The 15,664-nt window shown below is 65.3% G+C and carries 19 protein-coding genes and 1 pseudogene; 5 read left to right on the top strand and 15 right to left on the bottom strand.

Translation table 11 applies throughout. From position 1 onward, the window contains the following. The 7 genes and pseudogenes from KBY72_RS11955 to KBY72_RS11925 all read right to left on the bottom strand — a co-directional run. The coding region (locus KBY72_RS11955) for a lyase family protein (RefSeq protein ID WP_254993687.1) at nt 1–684 on the bottom strand (684 nt) is incomplete at its 3' end. Then, complete coding sequence (locus tag KBY72_RS11950; protein ID WP_254961572.1) at nt 684–1,298, bottom strand: thylakoid membrane photosystem I accumulation factor; 615 nt, start codon at nt 1,296–1,298, stop codon at nt 684–686. The genes KBY72_RS11950 and KBY72_RS11955, both read right to left, overlap by 1 nt. 40 nt (nt 1,299–1,338) lie before the next feature. Further along, a complete protein-coding gene (locus tag KBY72_RS11945; RefSeq protein WP_254961571.1) occupies nt 1,339–2,946 on the bottom strand; it encodes a DUF3685 domain-containing protein in 1,608 nt (535 codons plus the stop codon). A gap of 90 nt (nt 2,947–3,036) precedes the next feature. Then, nucleotides 3,037–3,399: a Fur family transcriptional regulator gene (locus KBY72_RS11940; protein ID WP_254929581.1), complete on the bottom strand. Its 363-nt coding sequence runs from the start codon at nt 3,397–3,399 to the stop codon at nt 3,037–3,039. A gap of 153 nt (nt 3,400–3,552) precedes the next feature. Then, entirely contained in the window at nt 3,553–4,281 is a 729-nt protein-coding gene (locus tag KBY72_RS11935; protein WP_254993686.1) for a hypothetical protein, read from the bottom strand. An 18-nt stretch (nt 4,282–4,299) separates the two neighbouring features. Then, nucleotides 4,300–5,064: a 1-(5-phosphoribosyl)-5-[(5-phosphoribosylamino)methylideneamino]imidazole-4-carboxamide isomerase gene (gene hisA, locus KBY72_RS11930; RefSeq protein WP_254961598.1), complete on the bottom strand. Its 765-nt coding sequence runs from the start codon at nt 5,062–5,064 to the stop codon at nt 4,300–4,302. A gap of 30 nt (nt 5,065–5,094) precedes the next feature. Next, a pseudogene (locus KBY72_RS11925) lies at nt 5,095–5,295 on the bottom strand (TIGR02450 family Trp-rich protein); the annotation flags it as partial. Between the two features lie 180 nt (nt 5,296–5,475). Between KBY72_RS11925 and KBY72_RS11920 the strand changes: the two are divergent. From KBY72_RS11920 to KBY72_RS11910, 3 genes are read left to right on the top strand one after another with little or no spacing between them, the layout of a single operon-like run. Further along, nucleotides 5,476–6,339 (top strand): substrate-binding domain-containing protein, encoded by an 864-nt coding sequence (locus tag KBY72_RS11920; RefSeq protein WP_254961569.1) that lies wholly within the window; start codon nt 5,476–5,478, stop codon nt 6,337–6,339. A 57-nt stretch (nt 6,340–6,396) separates the two neighbouring features. Next, nucleotides 6,397–7,314: an NAD-dependent epimerase/dehydratase family protein gene (locus KBY72_RS11915; protein ID WP_254993685.1), complete on the top strand. Its 918-nt coding sequence runs from the start codon at nt 6,397–6,399 to the stop codon at nt 7,312–7,314. 45 nt (nt 7,315–7,359) lie between these two features. Further along, nucleotides 7,360–8,283: an oxidoreductase gene (locus KBY72_RS11910; protein WP_254961568.1), complete on the top strand. Its 924-nt coding sequence runs from the start codon at nt 7,360–7,362 to the stop codon at nt 8,281–8,283. Here KBY72_RS11910 and KBY72_RS11905 read toward each other — a convergent pair. After that, nucleotides 8,269–8,796, bottom strand: coding sequence for a CDP-alcohol phosphatidyltransferase family protein (locus tag KBY72_RS11905; protein ID WP_254929574.1), 528 nt, complete (start codon nt 8,794–8,796; stop codon nt 8,269–8,271). The two genes, KBY72_RS11910 and KBY72_RS11905, sit on opposite strands and share 15 nt — an antisense overlap. Nucleotides 8,797–8,874: 78 nt before the next feature. Here KBY72_RS11905 and KBY72_RS11900 point away from each other — a divergent pair, with 78 nt between their 5' ends. Further along, nucleotides 8,875–9,312, top strand: coding sequence for a CBS domain-containing protein (locus tag KBY72_RS11900; RefSeq protein ID WP_254929578.1), 438 nt, complete (start codon nt 8,875–8,877; stop codon nt 9,310–9,312). A gap of 18 nt (nt 9,313–9,330) precedes the next feature. Here KBY72_RS11900 and KBY72_RS11895 read toward each other — a convergent pair whose 3' ends face one another. From KBY72_RS11895 to KBY72_RS11870, 6 genes are read right to left on the bottom strand one after another with little or no spacing between them, the layout of a single operon-like run. Further along, nucleotides 9,331–10,731, bottom strand: coding sequence for a hypothetical protein (locus KBY72_RS11895; RefSeq protein ID WP_254961595.1), 1,401 nt, complete (start codon nt 10,729–10,731; stop codon nt 9,331–9,333). Nucleotides 10,732–10,769: 38 nt separating this feature from the next. Continuing rightward, on the bottom strand, nt 10,770–11,456 hold the full coding sequence (gene pdeM, locus KBY72_RS11890; protein ID WP_254961566.1) for a ligase-associated DNA damage response endonuclease PdeM: 687 nt from the start codon (nt 11,454–11,456) through the stop codon (nt 10,770–10,772). Then, nucleotides 11,453–12,067, bottom strand: coding sequence for a glutathione S-transferase family protein (locus KBY72_RS11885; protein ID WP_254993684.1), 615 nt, complete (start codon nt 12,065–12,067; stop codon nt 11,453–11,455). Before KBY72_RS11885 ends, pdeM begins: the two co-directional genes overlap by 4 nt. Nucleotides 12,068–12,085: 18 nt before the next feature. Further along, the gene (locus KBY72_RS11880) at nt 12,086–12,301 is read right to left on the bottom strand and encodes a hypothetical protein (protein ID WP_254961564.1); all 216 of its coding nucleotides are present in this window, start codon (nt 12,299–12,301) and stop codon (nt 12,086–12,088) included. Nucleotides 12,302–12,358: 57 nt separating this feature from the next. Then, nucleotides 12,359–12,601, bottom strand: coding sequence for a GGDEF domain-containing protein (locus KBY72_RS14550; protein WP_396121848.1), 243 nt, complete (start codon nt 12,599–12,601; stop codon nt 12,359–12,361). Further along, nucleotides 12,525–13,148, bottom strand: coding sequence for a PAS domain-containing protein (locus KBY72_RS11870; RefSeq protein WP_254993683.1), 624 nt, complete (start codon nt 13,146–13,148; stop codon nt 12,525–12,527). The genes KBY72_RS14550 and KBY72_RS11870 overlap by 77 nt, the downstream gene beginning before the upstream one ends. A gap of 121 nt (nt 13,149–13,269) precedes the next feature. Between KBY72_RS11870 and KBY72_RS11865 the strand changes: the two genes are divergently transcribed. Beyond that, complete coding sequence (locus KBY72_RS11865; protein ID WP_254993682.1) at nt 13,270–13,500, top strand: hypothetical protein; 231 nt, start codon at nt 13,270–13,272, stop codon at nt 13,498–13,500. Between the two features lie 284 nt (nt 13,501–13,784). On the opposite strand, the gene KBY72_RS11860 is transcribed toward KBY72_RS11865, so the two are convergent. Beyond that, a partial coding sequence (locus tag KBY72_RS11860; RefSeq protein ID WP_254993681.1) for a helicase-related protein occupies nt 13,785–15,664 on the bottom strand: 1,880 nt, incomplete at its 5' end.

The following is a 15,664-nucleotide window of genomic DNA, read 5'->3' as shown; positions in this document are numbered from 1 at the left end:
AGCCGTGCCGCCGATGGCCAGCTGGCGCACCTGGGGCAGGCTGGCGCGGATGGTTTCCAGGGCTAGATCCAGTTGGGCTCCGTAGCCACTGAATTCCTGGCCCAGGCTCAGGGGCACCGCATCCTGGAGGTGGGTGCGGCCGATCTTGATGATCGCCGCAAAGGCCTCGGCCTTTGCGGCCAGAGCGGCGCGCAGCGCCTCCACGGCGGGCAACAGGGTGCGCTCCAGCTCAATCGCCACGGCCACATGCAGGGCCGCGGGGAAGGTGTCGTTGCTGGATTGGCTGAGGTTCACATGGTCGTTGGGGTGCACCGGGCTCTTGCTGCCCAGCACCCCACCGGCGGCTTCGATCGCCCGATTGGCGATCACCTCGTTGACGTTCATGTTGGTTTGGGTGCCGGAGCCCGTCTGCCACACCTTGAGCGGGAATTCAGCGTCGAGGCGGCCGGAGGCCACCTCCTCGGCAGCCGCCACGATTAGGGCGGCCAGCTCGGGAGTGAGCTTGCCCTTGGCCATATTCACCTCGGCGCAGGCTGCCTTGAGCGCTCCGAAGGCGTGCAGCACCGCCAGGGGCATGGCCTGGCCGAAGGGGAAATATTCGATTGAGCGCTGGGTCTGGGCGCCCCAGTAGTGCTGCTCGGGCACCTCGATGGTGCCCATGCTGTCGCTTTCAAGGCGGCCCATCAGCGGCTCACCACCTCGGAATTGAGTTCGTTGAAGCTCTCGGTGGTGCTGGTGGTGCCCCCCTCGGGTAGGGGGATGCCGGTGGCCTGGCTGACGGCGGCATTAATGGCATCGACGCTCACGGCGCCCTGCTCATCGAAGACAACCTGCCCCTCGCTGTTGAACACCACCACCTGGGGGATCAGGCCCGACCAGTAGTGGGCCGGATCGCTGGGGCCGGTGTCGGGCCGGTTTTGGAGTGGATCCGTAACCAGCGGAATCAGCTCGATGTTGTTGAGCCACACCCGCTGCAGCTCCGAGACCACGGCCGAGAATTGCTTGCTGGCTGCGTCGTCGTCGAGGTAGTAGACGACAACGGTGGTGCGGTGGTCGGCCAGGGCTTTGGCAAGGCTGCTTCGGGGCGGCACCAGGGAGCCGTTGCCGGCGTAGAGGGCGTAGATGTTGCCGTCGTAGCTGTTGCTTGTGAGCGAGGCCTGGGCTGGGTGGCTACCTAGGCCCACCAGGCCCGCCGCCAGCAGCAGCCCCAGGGCGGAACTGAGCAGGAGTCGCAGGAGGTGCTCAAGGGTTGAGGCCCGTGCCCCGATCCCCTGTTGCCCGTTTTTATTTCGCCCCATGCCGGCTTGCAAGCTCGAATAAAGCCATTGTGAAGGGGCGTCAGCTGCGGCCCACGCCCTTGGCGATGCCCCGGCCCATGCCCTGGGCAATACCCCGGCCCACCAGGCCAATGGCCCGGCCCAGCACCCTGGTGAGCAGCACCACCACCAGATCGCCGAGGCCTCGCAGTAGGCCCTGCACCTGGGGAGCCAGGGCATCGCGGCTTTCCAGCGCCAGGGTCACCAGTTGCTGCAGCCAGCCCAGTTGGCGCAGTTCAGCGTCGCGGGGTTCGGTGAGCTCCTGGCAGCGGATGGCACCATCGTGCAGGCAGTAGAGCCGGCGACGGCTTTCATAGAGGCTGATTGGCCGCTCCACCCAGCTGCTCCAACGCAGTTGGGCATTGAGCTGGTTGCGCAGCCGCTCCAGGTTGCGGGTGGCGAGCAGCTCGGGCTGGAGCAGGTAGCGACGCAACTCGGGCCAGCCGGCGCAGCTGGCCAGCAGCTCGGCACTCACCAGTTCGGCGCTGCGCACCAGCCAGTTGCTCACTAGTAGTTCGAGATAGAGCACGGCCCGCGGTTCGTCGGCGGCCAGCAGCTGGCCATCCACCAGCAGGGGCTGGGCCCGCACCAGGGAGGCCAGCATCGGCTGGGCCTCGGGAAGCTCCGGGTCGCGGCCGGTCAGATCGCTGCTGCGAAGCAGGCTGTCGGCTACCGGCAGCAGGCTGCCTTCGCAGGGCAGCTGCACGTAGGAATTAACCAGGCTGCGCATGGCCTGCTGGCGCAGCTCGGGCTGCCACTGCTCCCAGCGCTGCTGCAGGGGAGCGGGGTCGGCAAGTAGCCGCTGGCGCAGGCTGTCTAGTTGGCACAGCAGGGCCAGCAGCAGGTCGCGCCGCCGCTCGGGGCTGAGGCCCTCCAAGGCCAGCAGCTGGCCGCTTTGGTTGCTGAGCTCGGCACCACTGCCGGCCTCGAGCCGCTGACGAATGGCGCGCCAGATGCCATCGGCACTGCGCTGCTGCAGGGTGATCGCCAGCACGGGCTCCGGGCTGCTGGGGCAGGGATCGGGTGCGCCCCAGGCCACACTCAGCGGCCCCCAAAGCAGCAGCAGCAGCTCGCGGGCTGTCGAGAGTTCGCGCAGGCGGCCCTGCAGCACCAGCAGCAGCACCAGGTTGGTGGGCGGCGGCGTCAGCAGGCGCTTGATGGCAGCTAGGTCTGCGTCGATCTGCTGCAGGCCGCTGATCAGCAGCCACTGGCCCAGGCCGAGGGCCGGGCTGGCTGCTGGGCGGTGGGAGCCGCTGCCTGCCGCTGCTGCCAGTACGCGCCCGCCCTTCAGCAGGGTTGCGAGGGCCGCCAGCAAATCCTGGGGTTCGGGCGATTCGAGGATTCCAGCCGCCGGCAGCTGCAGCAGGGCATCACCGCCCAGGCCATGGGCCGGCGGCAGCAGCAGCAGCAGCGGGGCCGGCTGCCAGCGCTCCTGCAGGCGCAGCAATTCTTCGGCCAGGCGCCCGCCCTGGAGGTCGCTGCTGCTGGCCTGCCAGATCACCAGTTGGGGCAGCCCTTGCAGCTGCTCTGGTCGCTCAGCGACGCTGTAAAGCCCCGCCTGAGCCGTGAGCAGGCGGGTGAGGCCATCGCGCAGCAGCGGTTCGGCAAACAGCAGCAGCTGCGAACTCACGGGTTTGGCGAACTCATGGGTTTGGCGATGGCATGCGCCAAAGGTACCGATGCTGGAGCGGAATCTCCAGTCCTGGGTGGGCGAAGGGATTCAGCTGCGGCGCCGGCCGGTGAGATGCAGGGTGTAGGTCTCGATGGCGAAGCCGGTGTGGCGCTCGATCTGGTCGAGCAACTCGCGCGGCAGCTCGACGTCTAGGTCTTGGATAGCGCCTGATTGCGAGCAGGTGAGGTGGCTGTGGGGATCGCTGCGATAGCCGTAGAGCCGGCCGCTAGCCCGGTCGAGGCATTCGATTACGCCAGCGGTCTGCAGGGCTTCGAGGTTTTGATAAACAGACGTGTGGCCGATGTTGCGGCCCAGGTTGTTGAGCTTTTCAAAAATGTCGCGGGCGCTGAGATGGCTCTTCTCAACCCAAAGCAAATCGAGCACCATGCGGCGCTGGCGGCTGAGCCTCATGCCCAGGTCGCGGCAACGCTGGTAGACGTCATCTACGCAGGTTGATGAATTGGTTGGGGGAAGGGCGCCGGCGTTCACGCGACACGCCTCAAATCAGACTCAATCTGTTATAGGGCAGGTCGCAAGCGATCCGCTTTTGCCATCGCGGCAGCCTTACATCGCTAGCTGCATCAGCTGACCGTTGCCTGAGCCGAGCTGGTGAATGTTTAATTCTTGCAAGGCGTACCAGTAAGTGGCGGTGTTGACTGCAACCACTGGCTTGCCCAGCTCCTGTTCCAGCTGCTCCACCAGGGAGGTGGCCACCAAGTTGGTGCCCACCTGCAACAGGCAATCCACGCTGCTATGGTCCACCGCACGAAAGGCTGCCCGGATCTGCTCGGCGCTGATTCTCGCCGAAAACACCTTGCCCTTTTGCGCGGAGGCCAGGCACTCCATGGCCTGAACCTCAAAGCCCTCGCTCTGAAAGTGGTTGAGCACCGCAGCGTTGGCCTGCTCGGGGAAGGGATTGACGATGCCTAGTCTTTTGCAGTTTAGGGCTCTCAGGGCGGCGCTGACCGCTTCGGTGGCGGTGCTGACCGCCACACCTGTGGCCTGCTCCAGGCTGGCTTTCAAATGGCGGGCTACCGCCGCCGCCTGCGGCATGTATTCCGGCGAATAACCAAGCACCAGGTGATCCGGTTCGCAGGCTCCTACCATGGCGATGGCAGGCTCCATCAAGGCCAGAAGGCGCTCTGGGCTGGCGGGCAGCTCGGGGAAGGGGAAGCGGAAGGTGTGGTTGGTCACCCCCGGGGGCTGAAGCGAGGCCAGATCCGGTTCCACCATCGTGTTGGTGGAGGGCACCAATACCGCCAGCACGGCGCGCGTTCCCAAGGCGTCGGTCAAGGTGAGCTGGGCGCAGATTCAGGCCATCATCGAGGCACTGGTTGGATCCTGCAGGCGGCCCTCATCGATGGCCTGCAGGGCTTCAGCTAGATCCACCCTTCCGTCGTAGATGGCCCGGCCCACGATCACCCCCTCCACCCCTAGGGGCGCCAGGCTCAGCAGCGACAGCAGGTGCTCCAGGTTGCCGATGCCGCCGGAGGCGATCACCGGCACGGCGCTGGCCTCGGCCATCGCCCTCAGGGCTTCGAGGTTGGGGCCAGCCAGGGTGCCGTCTGTGGCGATGTCAGTGCTGATGATTGCGGCGATGCCGCTGGCGCAGAAGCGCTGGGCTAGGGCGGTGGCTTCAGTGCTGCTCTCTTCGATCCAGCCGCGGGTGGCCACCTTGCCGTTTTTGGCGTCAATGCCCACCACGATCCGGCCGGGATAGCGCGATGCCAGCTCATCGACTAATTCGGGTTGCTCAAGAGCCACGGTGCCGAGGATGACCCGATCCAGTCCGAAGCTCAGCAGCTCCTCGGCCCGTTCGGCGCTGCGCACCCCACCCCCCAGCTGCACGGGGATGCTGAGGGCAGTGGTGATCGCCTTCACGGCCGCATCATTGACCGGTTGGCCGCTGCGGGCGCCATCTAGATCCACTAGGTGCAGCCGCCTGGCTCCCTGTTGCTGCCAGCTGAGGGCCTGGGCCACTGGGTCGTCGGAGAAGCGCGTTACCTGGTCGTAGTCGCCCTGGTGCAGCCGCACGCAGTGGCCATCGAGCAGGTCGATGGCGGGAATTATCTGCATGGCTGCTGGAGGCAATTGCTGCCAGCCAGGCTGCCAGAGCTGCCGGTTGCGCAGCTCACTTAGCGGCACCACCAACCGAAAGCCCCGCTCCAGCACCGCCTGGAGTTCCACGGCCCGTTCCGCGCCCTGGCCCCGCTCTCCCAGCAGGGAGAAGTGGCGATAGCCGCGGCTGCCGGCGGGCCACGACGTGATGGTGGCGGGCTGGGCGGTGTAGGCCTTGGCCAGACGCATCACAAAAAGAGGCAAACCAGAACCAAAGTGTGGTTTACGGCGCCGTCTTGGCAGTCAAAATTAGAAGCTCCGTCTGTGCGCCCGATGGCCCGAGTTCGACAAGCCTCCTTTGCAGGCGGAATCGGCAGGAGTGCCGTCAGGGTTTTCGCCTGCTTAGGCGTCGCTGCAGGAGCAATGTTGATGCCCGTCAGGGCGGAACCGGCCAAAACGGCCCTGCGTTTTGTGCTGGTTCCGAAGGTCAGTCACCCCTGGTTTGAGGAGGTGCGACTGGGAGCCTTGGCGGCGGCCCGCATGATTACCAGCCAGACCGGCCGGCCGGTGACCGTGGACTACCAGCCCCCGGCCCAAGCCACGGTGGAGCAGCAACAAGTGATCCTCAGCCGGGCTATCAATTCCAAGGCCGATGGAATTTTCATCGATCTGCTCGATGCCAACCGCCTAACTCCCCTGCTTGTCCGCGCTCGGGCTGAGGGGATTCAGCTGGCGATTTTCGATTCCGAAGCACCGGCCGGCTTGCCGATCACCAGCGTTGGCAACGACTACTGCAAGCAGGCCCAGCTTGCCTCTGAGCGCCTGGTGAAGCTGCTGGCAGGTCGTGGTGAGGTGGCAATCATGCAGGGCGTTCCCACGGCGCCAAACCACGCGATTCGATTTCGCTGCCATCAGGAGGTATTCCGCCGCTTTCCCGCCATCCAGGTGGTTGCCACCCCCAGCGATCAAGACTCCATCGCCACCGCCGAGCAGCAGGCTCTAGCCACGATGAAGGCCCATCCGGCGCTGCGGGGCTGGGTGGCTAGCGACGCCAGCGGGCCGATCGGCATCGGCCGTGCCATCGCCAGCCTGGGGGCCCAGGGTCGTGTGCAGGCCGTCGGCATTGATGATCTGCCCGAGCTGGTGGGCCAAATACGCAGCGGCGTGGTGAACTCCAGCGTGGCGACCAAGCCGAGGGCCCAGGGCTACTGGTCGATCTTGTCCCTTTGGCAGCAGACGCTGGCGGCGCCACCGATCGAGCGGATCGACACGGGCATCACGGTGGTGGAGTAACCGCCAGCTAGCCGGGGGTTTGAATGGCCCCCAGTTTCGCCTCCAGTGGGCAGCAGCATGAACATCCTGGTGATGGGCGGCACCCGCTTCGTGGGCAAACCGCTGGTGGAGCGGCTGCAGGCTGAAGGCCATGCCCTCACCCTGTTTACCCGTGGCAACAAGCCTGCGCCGGCTGGGGTGGAGCACCTGATCGGCGACCGCAGCACTGCTGGGGGGCTGGAGCCGCTGGTGGGTCGCAGTTTTGATGTGATCGTCGATAGCTCGGGCCGCAGCCTTGAGGATTCCCGCGCTGTGATCGATCGCACCGGGCCTCCGGCCCATCGCTTTGTGTATGTGAGCTCGGCCGGCGTCTATGCCGACAGCGAGCTTTGGCCCCTCGATGAAAACAGCCCCGTTGATCCCGCCAGCCGCCACGCTGGTAAGGCTGAAACGGAAGACTGGCTGCGCAGCGAGGGCATCGCCTTCACCAGCTTTCGGCCCACCTACATCGTGGGGCCGGGCAACTACAACCCTGTAGAGAGCTGGTTTTTTGATCGAATCGTGCATGGCCGGCCTGTGCCCCTGCCCGGTGATGGCAGCACGATCACCCAGCTGGGCCATGTGGCAGACCTAGCCGCCGCCATGGCTCGCTGCATCGAGGTGGATGCCGCCGCCAATCGCATCTACAACTGCACCGGCAGCCAGGGCGTCACCTTCCGAGGCTTGGTGCAGGCAGCGGCCCGGGCGGCCGGCAAGGAGCTCGCTTCTGTGGAAATCCGCAGCTTCGATCCCGCTGCTCTCGATAAAAAAGCCCGCAAGGCCTTCCCGCTGCGCCTGGCCCACTTCCTCACCGACACCACCCGGGTGCGGCGCGAACTGGCCTGGGAGCCGGCCTTTGACCTTGATGCCACCATCGCCGACAGCTACACCAACGACTACGCCCTGCGGACTCCCACCAGCCCCGATTTCTCCGCAGACGAGGCCTTGATCGGCTGAGCTCCCTTGCCGCAGGTGTGAGGCCTATTTCCATAGGCTCCTGCCATGAACTGGACTACCGACTCCATTCCCAATCAGGACGGACGCTTGGTCCTGATCACCGGCGCCAACAGCGGCCTGGGCCTGGAAACGGCTCGGGCGCTTGTTGCCAAGGGCGCCACCGTGGTGCTTGGCTGCCGCAGCCTGCCCCGGGCAGAGCTGGCCAAGGATGAATTACAGGCAGCGGCCGCTAGCGGGGGTGGTGCCCTTGAGCTGCTGGACCTTGATCTTGCCAGCTTGGCTTGCGTTCGCCGTGCAGCTGCGGAATTTGCCGATCGCTACGGCCGATTGGATCTGCTGATCAACAACGCCGGCCTGATGGCCCTGCCGCGGCAGCTCACCCCCGACGGCTTCGAGATGCAGCTGGGTGTGAACCACCTGGGCCATTTCGCCCTCACCCTGGCCCTGCTGCCGCTGCTATCAGACCGCCCGAATGCCCGGGTGGTGAGCGTGACCTCAGGGGCCCAGTATTTCGGCCGGATTGCTTTCGACGATCTGCAGGGCGAGCGCCGCTACGACCGCTGGGCTGCCTACGGACAGAGCAAGCTCGCCAATGTGATGTTTGCCCTAGAGCTGCAGCAGCGGCTGCGCGATCAGGGCCAGGCCGTGTTGTCGCTGGCGGCCCATCCGGGCTTTGCCCGCACCAATCTTCAGCTGGCCTCAGTTGCTGCCAACGGCTCGTGGATTGAACCCCTGGCCTACCGGCTGATGGGCCCGCTGTTGCAGAGCGCGGCCATGGGAGCGTTGCCCCAGTTGTTTGCCGCCACCGCACCCGAAGCCACCCCAGGCGGCCACTACGGACCAAATCAGTTTGGTGGCATGCGGGGCTGGCCCACCGAGGTGCGCATTGCCCCCGCGGCCCTCGATGCCGATCAGCGCCAGCGGCTCTGGCAGCGCAGCGAGGAGCTCACTGCTTTAGGGCTTGCGTAGGTAGCCCCAGGCCGAGCTCAGCGCCAGCAGCAACGACGGCCAGAACAGCCAGAAGCCAGCGGTCTGGAATGCTGCCGCCAGTCCGAAACCCCAGCCGTTGGGCCAGAGCAGCAGCAGCAGGCTGGCGAATTGCAGGATCGTTTTGAGCTTGCCGCTCCAGGAGGCCGGGCCGCCGCTGGCTTCAGCGGCGCGCCAGCCAGAAATAAGTAGTTCCCTGGCCAGCAGCAGCCAGATCGCCCACAGGGGCAGGATCCCCTCCGCTCCAAGCCACAGCAGCGGCGCGCTGATCAGGATTTTGTCGGTGAGGGGATCGAGGCGGGCTCCCCACACCGAGCCGCCGCCGGCCCGGCGTGCCAGGGCGCCATCGGCCCAGTCGCTCAAGCCGCCCAGTAGCAGCAGCCACCAGGCCAGGGCTGGTTGGCCCCCCGCCAGGGCAACGATCAGCGGTAGTCCCAACACAGCCCGGGCCACGGTGAGGCCGTCGGCCAGTTGGCGTATCCGTTGCGTCGCCATCGTGTCTGCCGTGCTCGGCCCCAGAATGGCTCCAGTCGTCTTGTTTGGCCCGTGGTGCAACAGCTGGTTTCCGCCGTGATGTCTGCACCGGTGTTGAGTGTCACAGCGGACAGTCCCCTGCAGGAGGCCGTGCAGTTGATGAGCGAGCACCACATCAGCGGTTTGCCGGTGGTGGATGGCAGTGGCGCCCTGGTGGGCGAGCTCAGCGAGCAAGACCTGATGGTGCGCGAAAGCGGCTTCCAGCCCGGCCCCTACGTGATGCTGCTCGATGCGGTGATCTACCTGCGCAATCCGCTCAACTGGGACAAGGAGGTGCACCAGGTGCTCGGCAGCACCGTGGGCGAGGTGATGGGCCAACACCCCCACAGCTGCAGCGCCGAGCTGCCCTTGCCGGCGGCGGCTGGCCTGCTGCATGAGCGCAGCACCCAACGTCTGTTTGTGCTGGATGGCGAGCGCCACCCGGTGGGTGTGCTCACCAGGGGCGATGTGGTGCGAGCCCTGGCGGCAGCGGGCTGAAGCAGGGGTATCAGCCGATCAGGGCTCTGGCACTGGCAGGCCCGGTGGTGGCGGCGCTCCCGGCAGGGGAGCCCCTGTGGTGATCTGGCCCGTGGGGCCGACCGCCGAATCCAATGGTGCTTCCGCCGGTTCGGCGCCCTCCAGTTCGGCGGCCCCTGGCGCTCCTGGATCCGCTGGCGAGGCGTACCCGTCCGCGGCCGCGGCTCCCTCCTCAGGCAGTTCTACGCCTTCTGGCAGTACCAGGGGCTGGGAGAGGTCGGATGGCAGGCCGAGGGTCTCGAACTCCACCCCGGTGATCGCCGGGCTGTCGGCGGCTTGCTCCTGGCGCTGGCGCAGGGCCAGGGGGTCCGCGCTGATCGGCGGCTCCCGCAGGGGGGCCTTGGCGTTGGCCCGCAGGGGATCCCGGGGACCACGAGGGGCCCAGATCAGCTGGGCGATGGGTTCCACCCCCTGCTCCATTAGCCGGTTGAAGCCGGCCAGGGCCCGGTCCACCAGTTGCCCGCCGAGGGTTTGGCCGCACTGGAAGGGATTGCCGCAGCCCTCCGCCGCCGTTCGCCCCGCCATGCTGGCCAGCAGCGACCCCTGCAGGGTGGTGCTGCGTCGGCTCAGCCGCAGCAGGTAGGGCACGTGCACAAAGCTGGTGGCGCCACCGCTGATCCAGTTGGCGTCAGCCGCGCTGAAGCCCTTTTTGCCGGGGATGATGAAACGGCTCTTGGAGGCGTGGTCGGGCAGGTAGGCGGCCCGCAGCCCGCGCTGCCGCGCCAGGGAGCGGGTCTGCTCGAGGGTGAGGCCATCGCGGCTCATCAGCACCTCCAGCCGGCCGTCGGGGCGCAGGCCGATCACCATGCGGATCCTGGGTAGGAAATAGCGGATCTGCTGGCCCATCGAAATGCTGTAGGCACCGCGATAGCTGGCCGGCGGCCGCTCCAGGTCGTTGTAGACGCTGTGAAGCCCGCCGATGAAGCTGTCGTAGCGCTGGGCGCGATCGGCCGTCAGCTCGCCGAAGCCGAAGTCGACGCCCCCATCGCGGCGGATGCCCACAAAGGCCCGCTGGCGGGCAGCGGTGCGGTTGCGGCCGCGCCAGATGCGATCGCCCAGCTTGAGATCGCCCAGCGGCACCGTGATTTCCCGCCCGCCCGCATCGACGTGGCGCTCGTACATCGGCCCCGAAAAGAAGGCCAGGGCCTGGCTGTCGGCGTAGGCCTCCTGTTCCCGATCCCAGCCCTCCAGCAGGTCGATCTGCACGGCACGGGGATCGAAGTCGAGGGCATAGGTGCTGTCGTCCGGCTGGTAGCGGAACGGTTGGTCGTCGGCGCGGGTGAGTAGGGGTGCTCCGGCCCGGGGGCCGGACCCGGGCAGCGGTGGGGCAATGGCCACCAAAAAGGTGAGAAAGCCTGCCGGCAGAGCCACCGTGAGCATCCGCTTGTATCGCCACAACGGGCGGCGGGGCCTGGGGCTCAGGCGGCCCGATTGCTGCTGGGGGGTGCTTGCGTCCAATCCACGACGGCGCCGTCGGCCACCAACCAGATCCGATCACGTTGGGAGCAGGGATGGCCTCCCGTCAAGAGCCCGAAGGCTGGCATGGCTAAGCGCTCACTGGCTTCGCAATAGCTGAAGCATGGCAGCCGCAGCCGATCGGTACCCCGGCCCACCACTGCCACTGGATGCAGGTGGCCGCAGAGGTTGAGCATGCCCGCCCGCGGCTCTGGAATGTGGCTCAGCCACCAGGGGCCTAGGGCTTGGGAGGGCTCCTGCGGCAGCCCCTCGATCCAGCTGCCCTGCTCATGGTTGCCGCCGATCAGACGCAGCGGGCAGCCCAGCAGCTCCGGTAGGGCAGTCAGCTTGGCGCGGAGTTCGCCGGTGAGCCCTAAGCGGCTGTGGATCAGGTCTCCCAGTACCACCACCTGCTGGGGCTCCAGCTGATGGGCCAACTCCAGGAGCCCATTGAGGGTCGCGCCGTCGCCATCGCTGGGCAGGGGAATGCCATGGGCCTGGAAGGTTTCCGCCTTGCCTAGATGCAAATCCGCCACTAATAAATTTCGGCGCTGGGGATCCCATGCCGCCTTGGCTCCCAGCAGCTGCAGCCGCTGGCCCCGCCAGTCAAAGCTGACGCTTGTTGCAGCAGCGCTTCGTGCCGAGTTCAAGCCCTGCCCATGCCGCGTTGGTAGGCCGGCCGGGCCTGGGTGGCGGCAATCGTGGCCTGCACGTTGGGGTAGGGAGTTAGGTCGATCTGGGGGAAGAAGATCGGGAGATAGGCCAGGTAGGCATTTACGGCGCAGTCGGCAACGCTCCAGGCTGGATCGCCCCAGGGCCCTGCCAGCAGGGAGCGGCCGCCTGCCAGCAGCCCATCGAGCACCCCCATCAGCTGCGGGAATTCCCGCTCCCGGTTGCTAGGCACAAACAGCGCCACGGCCAGGGTGGCATTGGCAAACAGGATCCACTGGTTTGCCAATGCCCGCTGGGCTGCCACCTCAGCTGCCGTGCCAGTGAATTCGTTGGCGTGGTGATCGGCCAGATGCAGCAGGATTGCGCCGCTTTCAAACAGCTGCAGCGGTTTGCCGCCTGGTGCGCGCAGGGTCTCATCCACCAGCGCTGGCACCTTGGCGAAGGGGTTGATGGCACAAAAGTTTTCTCTCTTGTGCTCGCCTGCCTCCATGTCGAGTTGAATCCAGTCGTAGGCAATCCCCTTCTCCTCTAGATACCAGCGGGGCATGGAGGCGCGGCTGCGGGCGCCGCCATAGAGCTTCAGGGTCATGGATTGGTGCTGAGTTGCTTAGGAGTTGCGGCAGAGCCGTTGGATGTCGGGGATGCGATAAAGGCTGTTGATGTCGCTGGGCTGAGCCTCGGCCAGCTTTGTGTTCTTGGTGAGACCGTTGCTTGCCCCAAGCCGGTTGGCGATGCTCGCCTTTTCTGCACCTCGGGCTGAGCGCCATTGGGCGCAGAGCTCGAGGTTGCCAGGTGCCGATGGAGCAACCAGCAAAAATGACATCAGAAGGTGGATGGCTTTGACCCTTCAGCGGCGATAATTGTTGCAGTAATAGACGCGTCAGCTATGACCATCGCCTTGTTGATTGCCCTTGCTGGTTCCTTGGCCCTGATGGCTTTGATCGTCAAGCGTCTGGAGCAGGCCTGAGCTAGCGGGTGCCTGAGGCTGGGAGGCACGACTCAGCTGCACAGGATTGGTTTTTGCCCGCTTAGCTGTGTACATGGAGTTATCCGCTGCTGCCAGCAGCTCCTCGCTTGTGTTGCCGTGCTCCGGAAAGCGGGCGACGCCGACGCTGGCCGAAATCGCAATGGCCCTGTCCAGACCGAGGAAGGGGGCAGGGGGCTCGGCTGGCCTCCACCAGTTTCCAGCCCATCTTCAGTACCAGTTCGCCCACCTTGTGGCCGAACTGGTCGTTTACAGACTTGAAGCCGTCGAGATCGAGGTAGAGCAGGGCCACACCGCGGCCATGGCGCTTGGCTAGGGCGAGATGGCGCTCCAGCTGCTCCATCAGCATCGAGCGGTTTGCCAACCCGGTTAGGATGTCGTGCTGAGCCATGAAGTGCACGGCCTGCAGCATGCCTACGTAGTACTGGGGCTCGAGGCTCTCGTCGCGCACCGTGGAGATGTTGAGGTGATGGCATCTGATCTCACCGCTGAGTACCAGGTTCCAGATGTCGCCCTTCCAGAAGCCCTTGTGGAGCACCTCATCCCACATCCGCTTGTAAAAGGCGTTGTCATGCCGGCCGGATTTGAGCAGGTTGGCCCCCTGCCCTTTGATTTCACTAATGCGGTAGCCGGTGAGCTGGGTGAAGGCGTTGTTGGCCATCAGGATCCGGGGATCAGCCCTCACGGCGGTATTCCTGACAACAATCAAACGCTAGCCATGGCGCCTTCGGCGCGCTCGGCTGCCGTAGGAGGAACTGAATGAGAAAAATCTGCAGCTAAGATTGGATTAGCAAAGCTTTTAGTCCATGCTGACCGAAGTTAATCCTGGATTTCATGTTTGGCACGTCTGGTGTGATCATCAAGGGGTGAGTCATCAAATGAAGGAGTGGTTGGATGATTTTAAGCTGATCGCATTTATCCAGGGAATGCCAAGTGTTTGGCAGTCTGGTCCCCGCGATGATGCAACCGGTGTTGTGTTTTTATCTCTGGTGCCTGGTCAAGAGTATGAATGGCATGAAAACCCTGTGCTTCAGTGAATCGTGCCAATTGTGGGTCGCTGGTTTGTGACAACGATGGATGGCGTGCGGGTAGAGATGGGGCCCGGCGAGATATCGTTTGGTGCTGATCAGAACTGTCGACTTATTGAAGGTCGTAGAGGTCATCTTTCTGGAGCTGTGGGCTCGGAACCTGCGGTGATCATGTTGATCCAGGTGGCCTCGAATCCGTTCGGAGTTGTTTGAGAGGGGTTGATCAAGATCGATAGAAACTAGGGATGTTCTGGGTAACCCAGTTCGCCCTCGGTGTTGGGATCTTTGATGTATCACCTCCCCTCAGCTGCCCCTGCGTCTTTGATCAACCGCTGAAGCCTGTCCAGCAGCGACTCATTACTCATGCGGTTGTTTAGGCGCTCTGCCAGTAAGGGGAAGGCCAGCGGGCCGGGCCGGGCGGTGCGCTCCAGCTGCAAACTGCATCGCTGCAGCCGCTGCAAGGCCAGGGTGATCCGGGGCAGATCCAGCTGGTCGGTGAGCACTTCCGATCTGGCCTGGGCCAGGAGGCGGTTGGCAGGTTCGTGGCGGCTGAACACGTCGTAGAGCAGGGCGGCGCTGATCTGCAGTTGACCGCCGGATTTGGACTGGCCGGGGTAGCCGTTCAGCACCAAGCCGCTGATCTGGGCAATGGCGCGGAAACGCCTCCGGCATAGCTCTGAGAGGTTGATTGCCTGCTCCAAGTCGTCCTTGAGATTGGTGGCGTCGAGCAGTTCTTCGGCATGTAGCTCAAATAACTCTTCAAATGGATAGTTTTTTGGCGCTAGCAGTTCAAAGCCGTAGTCGTTTACCGACACCGTGATCGTGCTGGGCTGGTGGCGGGCCAGGCGCCAGGCCCAGAGAAAACCCAGGCCCTCGTGTACAAAGCGCCCATCAAATGGATAGGCATAGAGGTGGCTGCCCTCACGGCTGTTACACACCTCCACCAGTAATTCGTGTTGCCTTGGCAGCCTTGAGAGCTGCACCTGGCGCTGAAGCAGGGGCTCCAGGGCCATAAGTTCGGGGCTATCGAGCTTGGCGTCCCCCGCCAGGGCGCGGGCGCAACGATCCACTTCGGCGCGCAGGTGCTGGCTGAGCAGGTCGGAAAGGGCCATCTGGCCGCCAGACCAGGCGGGCACGGTGCTGCTCTTTTTGGAGCTGGCCTTCACCTGGGCCGTCATCTCCCGCAGCCGCACAAACTCCAGCTGCCGGCCGGCAAAGAAGAACACATCGCCGGCCTTGAGCCGGCCGATGAAGGCCTCTTCCACATGGCCGAGCACGGCGCCGCGCACAAAGCGCACGGTTACGGCCCGATCGGCGGTGATGGTGCCGATGTGCAGGCGATGCATTCGGGCGATCGCCTTTTCCTTCACCAGATAGAGATCGCCCTCGCGCTCGAGCTTGCGGTAGCGCGGATAGGCACCAAGGCAGTCGCCGCCGTGCTCGAGGAAGCGCAGGCACCACTGCCAGTCGCTATCGCTGAGCTGGCGGTAGCTCCAGGCGGTGCGGACCGTTGCCAGTGCCTGCTCCGGTTCGAATCCCGGGCCGCAGGCCAGGCTGGTGAGGTGCTGCAGCAGCACGTCGATCGGTGCCGTCGGTGGTCGGCGCGCCTCTACCAGCCCCTCGCTTAGGCCCCGCCGCAGGGCGCTCAGCTCCAGCAGCTCTAAGGCGTGGGTGGGCATGAACAACACCTGGGAGGTGCCGCCGGGGAGGTGGGCGCTGCGGCCAGCTCGCTGCAGCAGCCGGGCCACATTTTTGGCAGAGCCGATCTGCACCACGCGTTCCACCGGCTGGAAATCCACGCCCAGATCGAGGGAGCTGGTGCACACAACCCAGCGCAGGGCTCCTGCTTTCACCCCAGCTTCGATCGCTTCGCGCTCGGCCCGGTCGATGGCGCTGTGGTGGAGCGCTAACGCGTGTTCCATCTCCGGGCAGGCGTAGCGGAGGCACTGGTGCCAGCGCTCGGCCTGGTTGCGGGTGTTGGTGAACAGCAGGGTGGAGACGCCGGGCTCCAGGGCCGCCACCAGATCTTCATAGCGGCGCAGGCCGAGGTGGCCGGCCCAGGGAAAGCCGTCGATCGTCTCGGGCAGCAGGCTACGGATCTCCGTGGCCCGGGCAATCGGTGCGGTGATCAGGCGAGGTTCGCTGGCGGCACCCAGGGCGCTGCGGGCGGCCT

It is taken from the genome of Cyanobium sp. BA5m-21, assembly GCF_024346235.1.
Lineage (GTDB): Bacteria > Cyanobacteriota > Cyanobacteriia > PCC-6307 > Cyanobiaceae > Cyanobium_A > Cyanobium_A usitatum.
Note: the sequence above shows the minus strand (reverse complement) of the source record. Positions and strands in the feature narration are given on the sequence as shown.

Bases quoted from the DNA above. Each gene is read 5' to 3' on its own strand.
- KBY72_RS11905 (WP_254929574.1), bottom strand. From the start codon at position 8,796: ATGGCGACGCAACGGATACGCCAACTGGCCGACGGCCTCACCGTGGCC.
- KBY72_RS11920 (WP_254961569.1), top strand. From the start codon at position 5,476: ATGCCCGTCAGGGCGGAACCGGCCAAAACGGCCCTGCGTTTTGTGCTG.
- KBY72_RS11880 (WP_254961564.1), bottom strand. From the start codon at position 12,301: ATGTCATTTTTGCTGGTTGCTCCATCGGCACCTGGCAACCTCGAGCTC.
- hisA (WP_254961598.1), bottom strand. From the start codon at position 5,064: ATGCAGATAATTCCCGCCATCGACCTGCTCGATGGCCACTGCGTGCGG.
- KBY72_RS11915 (WP_254993685.1), top strand. From the start codon at position 6,397: ATGAACATCCTGGTGATGGGCGGCACCCGCTTCGTGGGCAAACCGCTG.
- KBY72_RS11900 (WP_254929578.1), top strand. From the start codon at position 8,875: ATGTCTGCACCGGTGTTGAGTGTCACAGCGGACAGTCCCCTGCAGGAG.
- KBY72_RS11865 (WP_254993682.1), top strand. From the start codon at position 13,270: ATGCTGACCGAAGTTAATCCTGGATTTCATGTTTGGCACGTCTGGTGT.
- KBY72_RS11950 (WP_254961572.1), bottom strand. From the start codon at position 1,298: ATGGGGCGAAATAAAAACGGGCAACAGGGGATCGGGGCACGGGCCTCA.
- KBY72_RS11910 (WP_254961568.1), top strand. From the start codon at position 7,360: ATGAACTGGACTACCGACTCCATTCCCAATCAGGACGGACGCTTGGTC.
- KBY72_RS11895 (WP_254961595.1), bottom strand. From the start codon at position 10,731: ATGCTCACGGTGGCTCTGCCGGCAGGCTTTCTCACCTTTTTGGTGGCC.
- KBY72_RS11940 (WP_254929581.1), bottom strand. From the start codon at position 3,399: ATGAGGCTCAGCCGCCAGCGCCGCATGGTGCTCGATTTGCTTTGGGTT.
- KBY72_RS11885 (WP_254993684.1), bottom strand. From the start codon at position 12,067: ATGACCCTGAAGCTCTATGGCGGCGCCCGCAGCCGCGCCTCCATGCCC.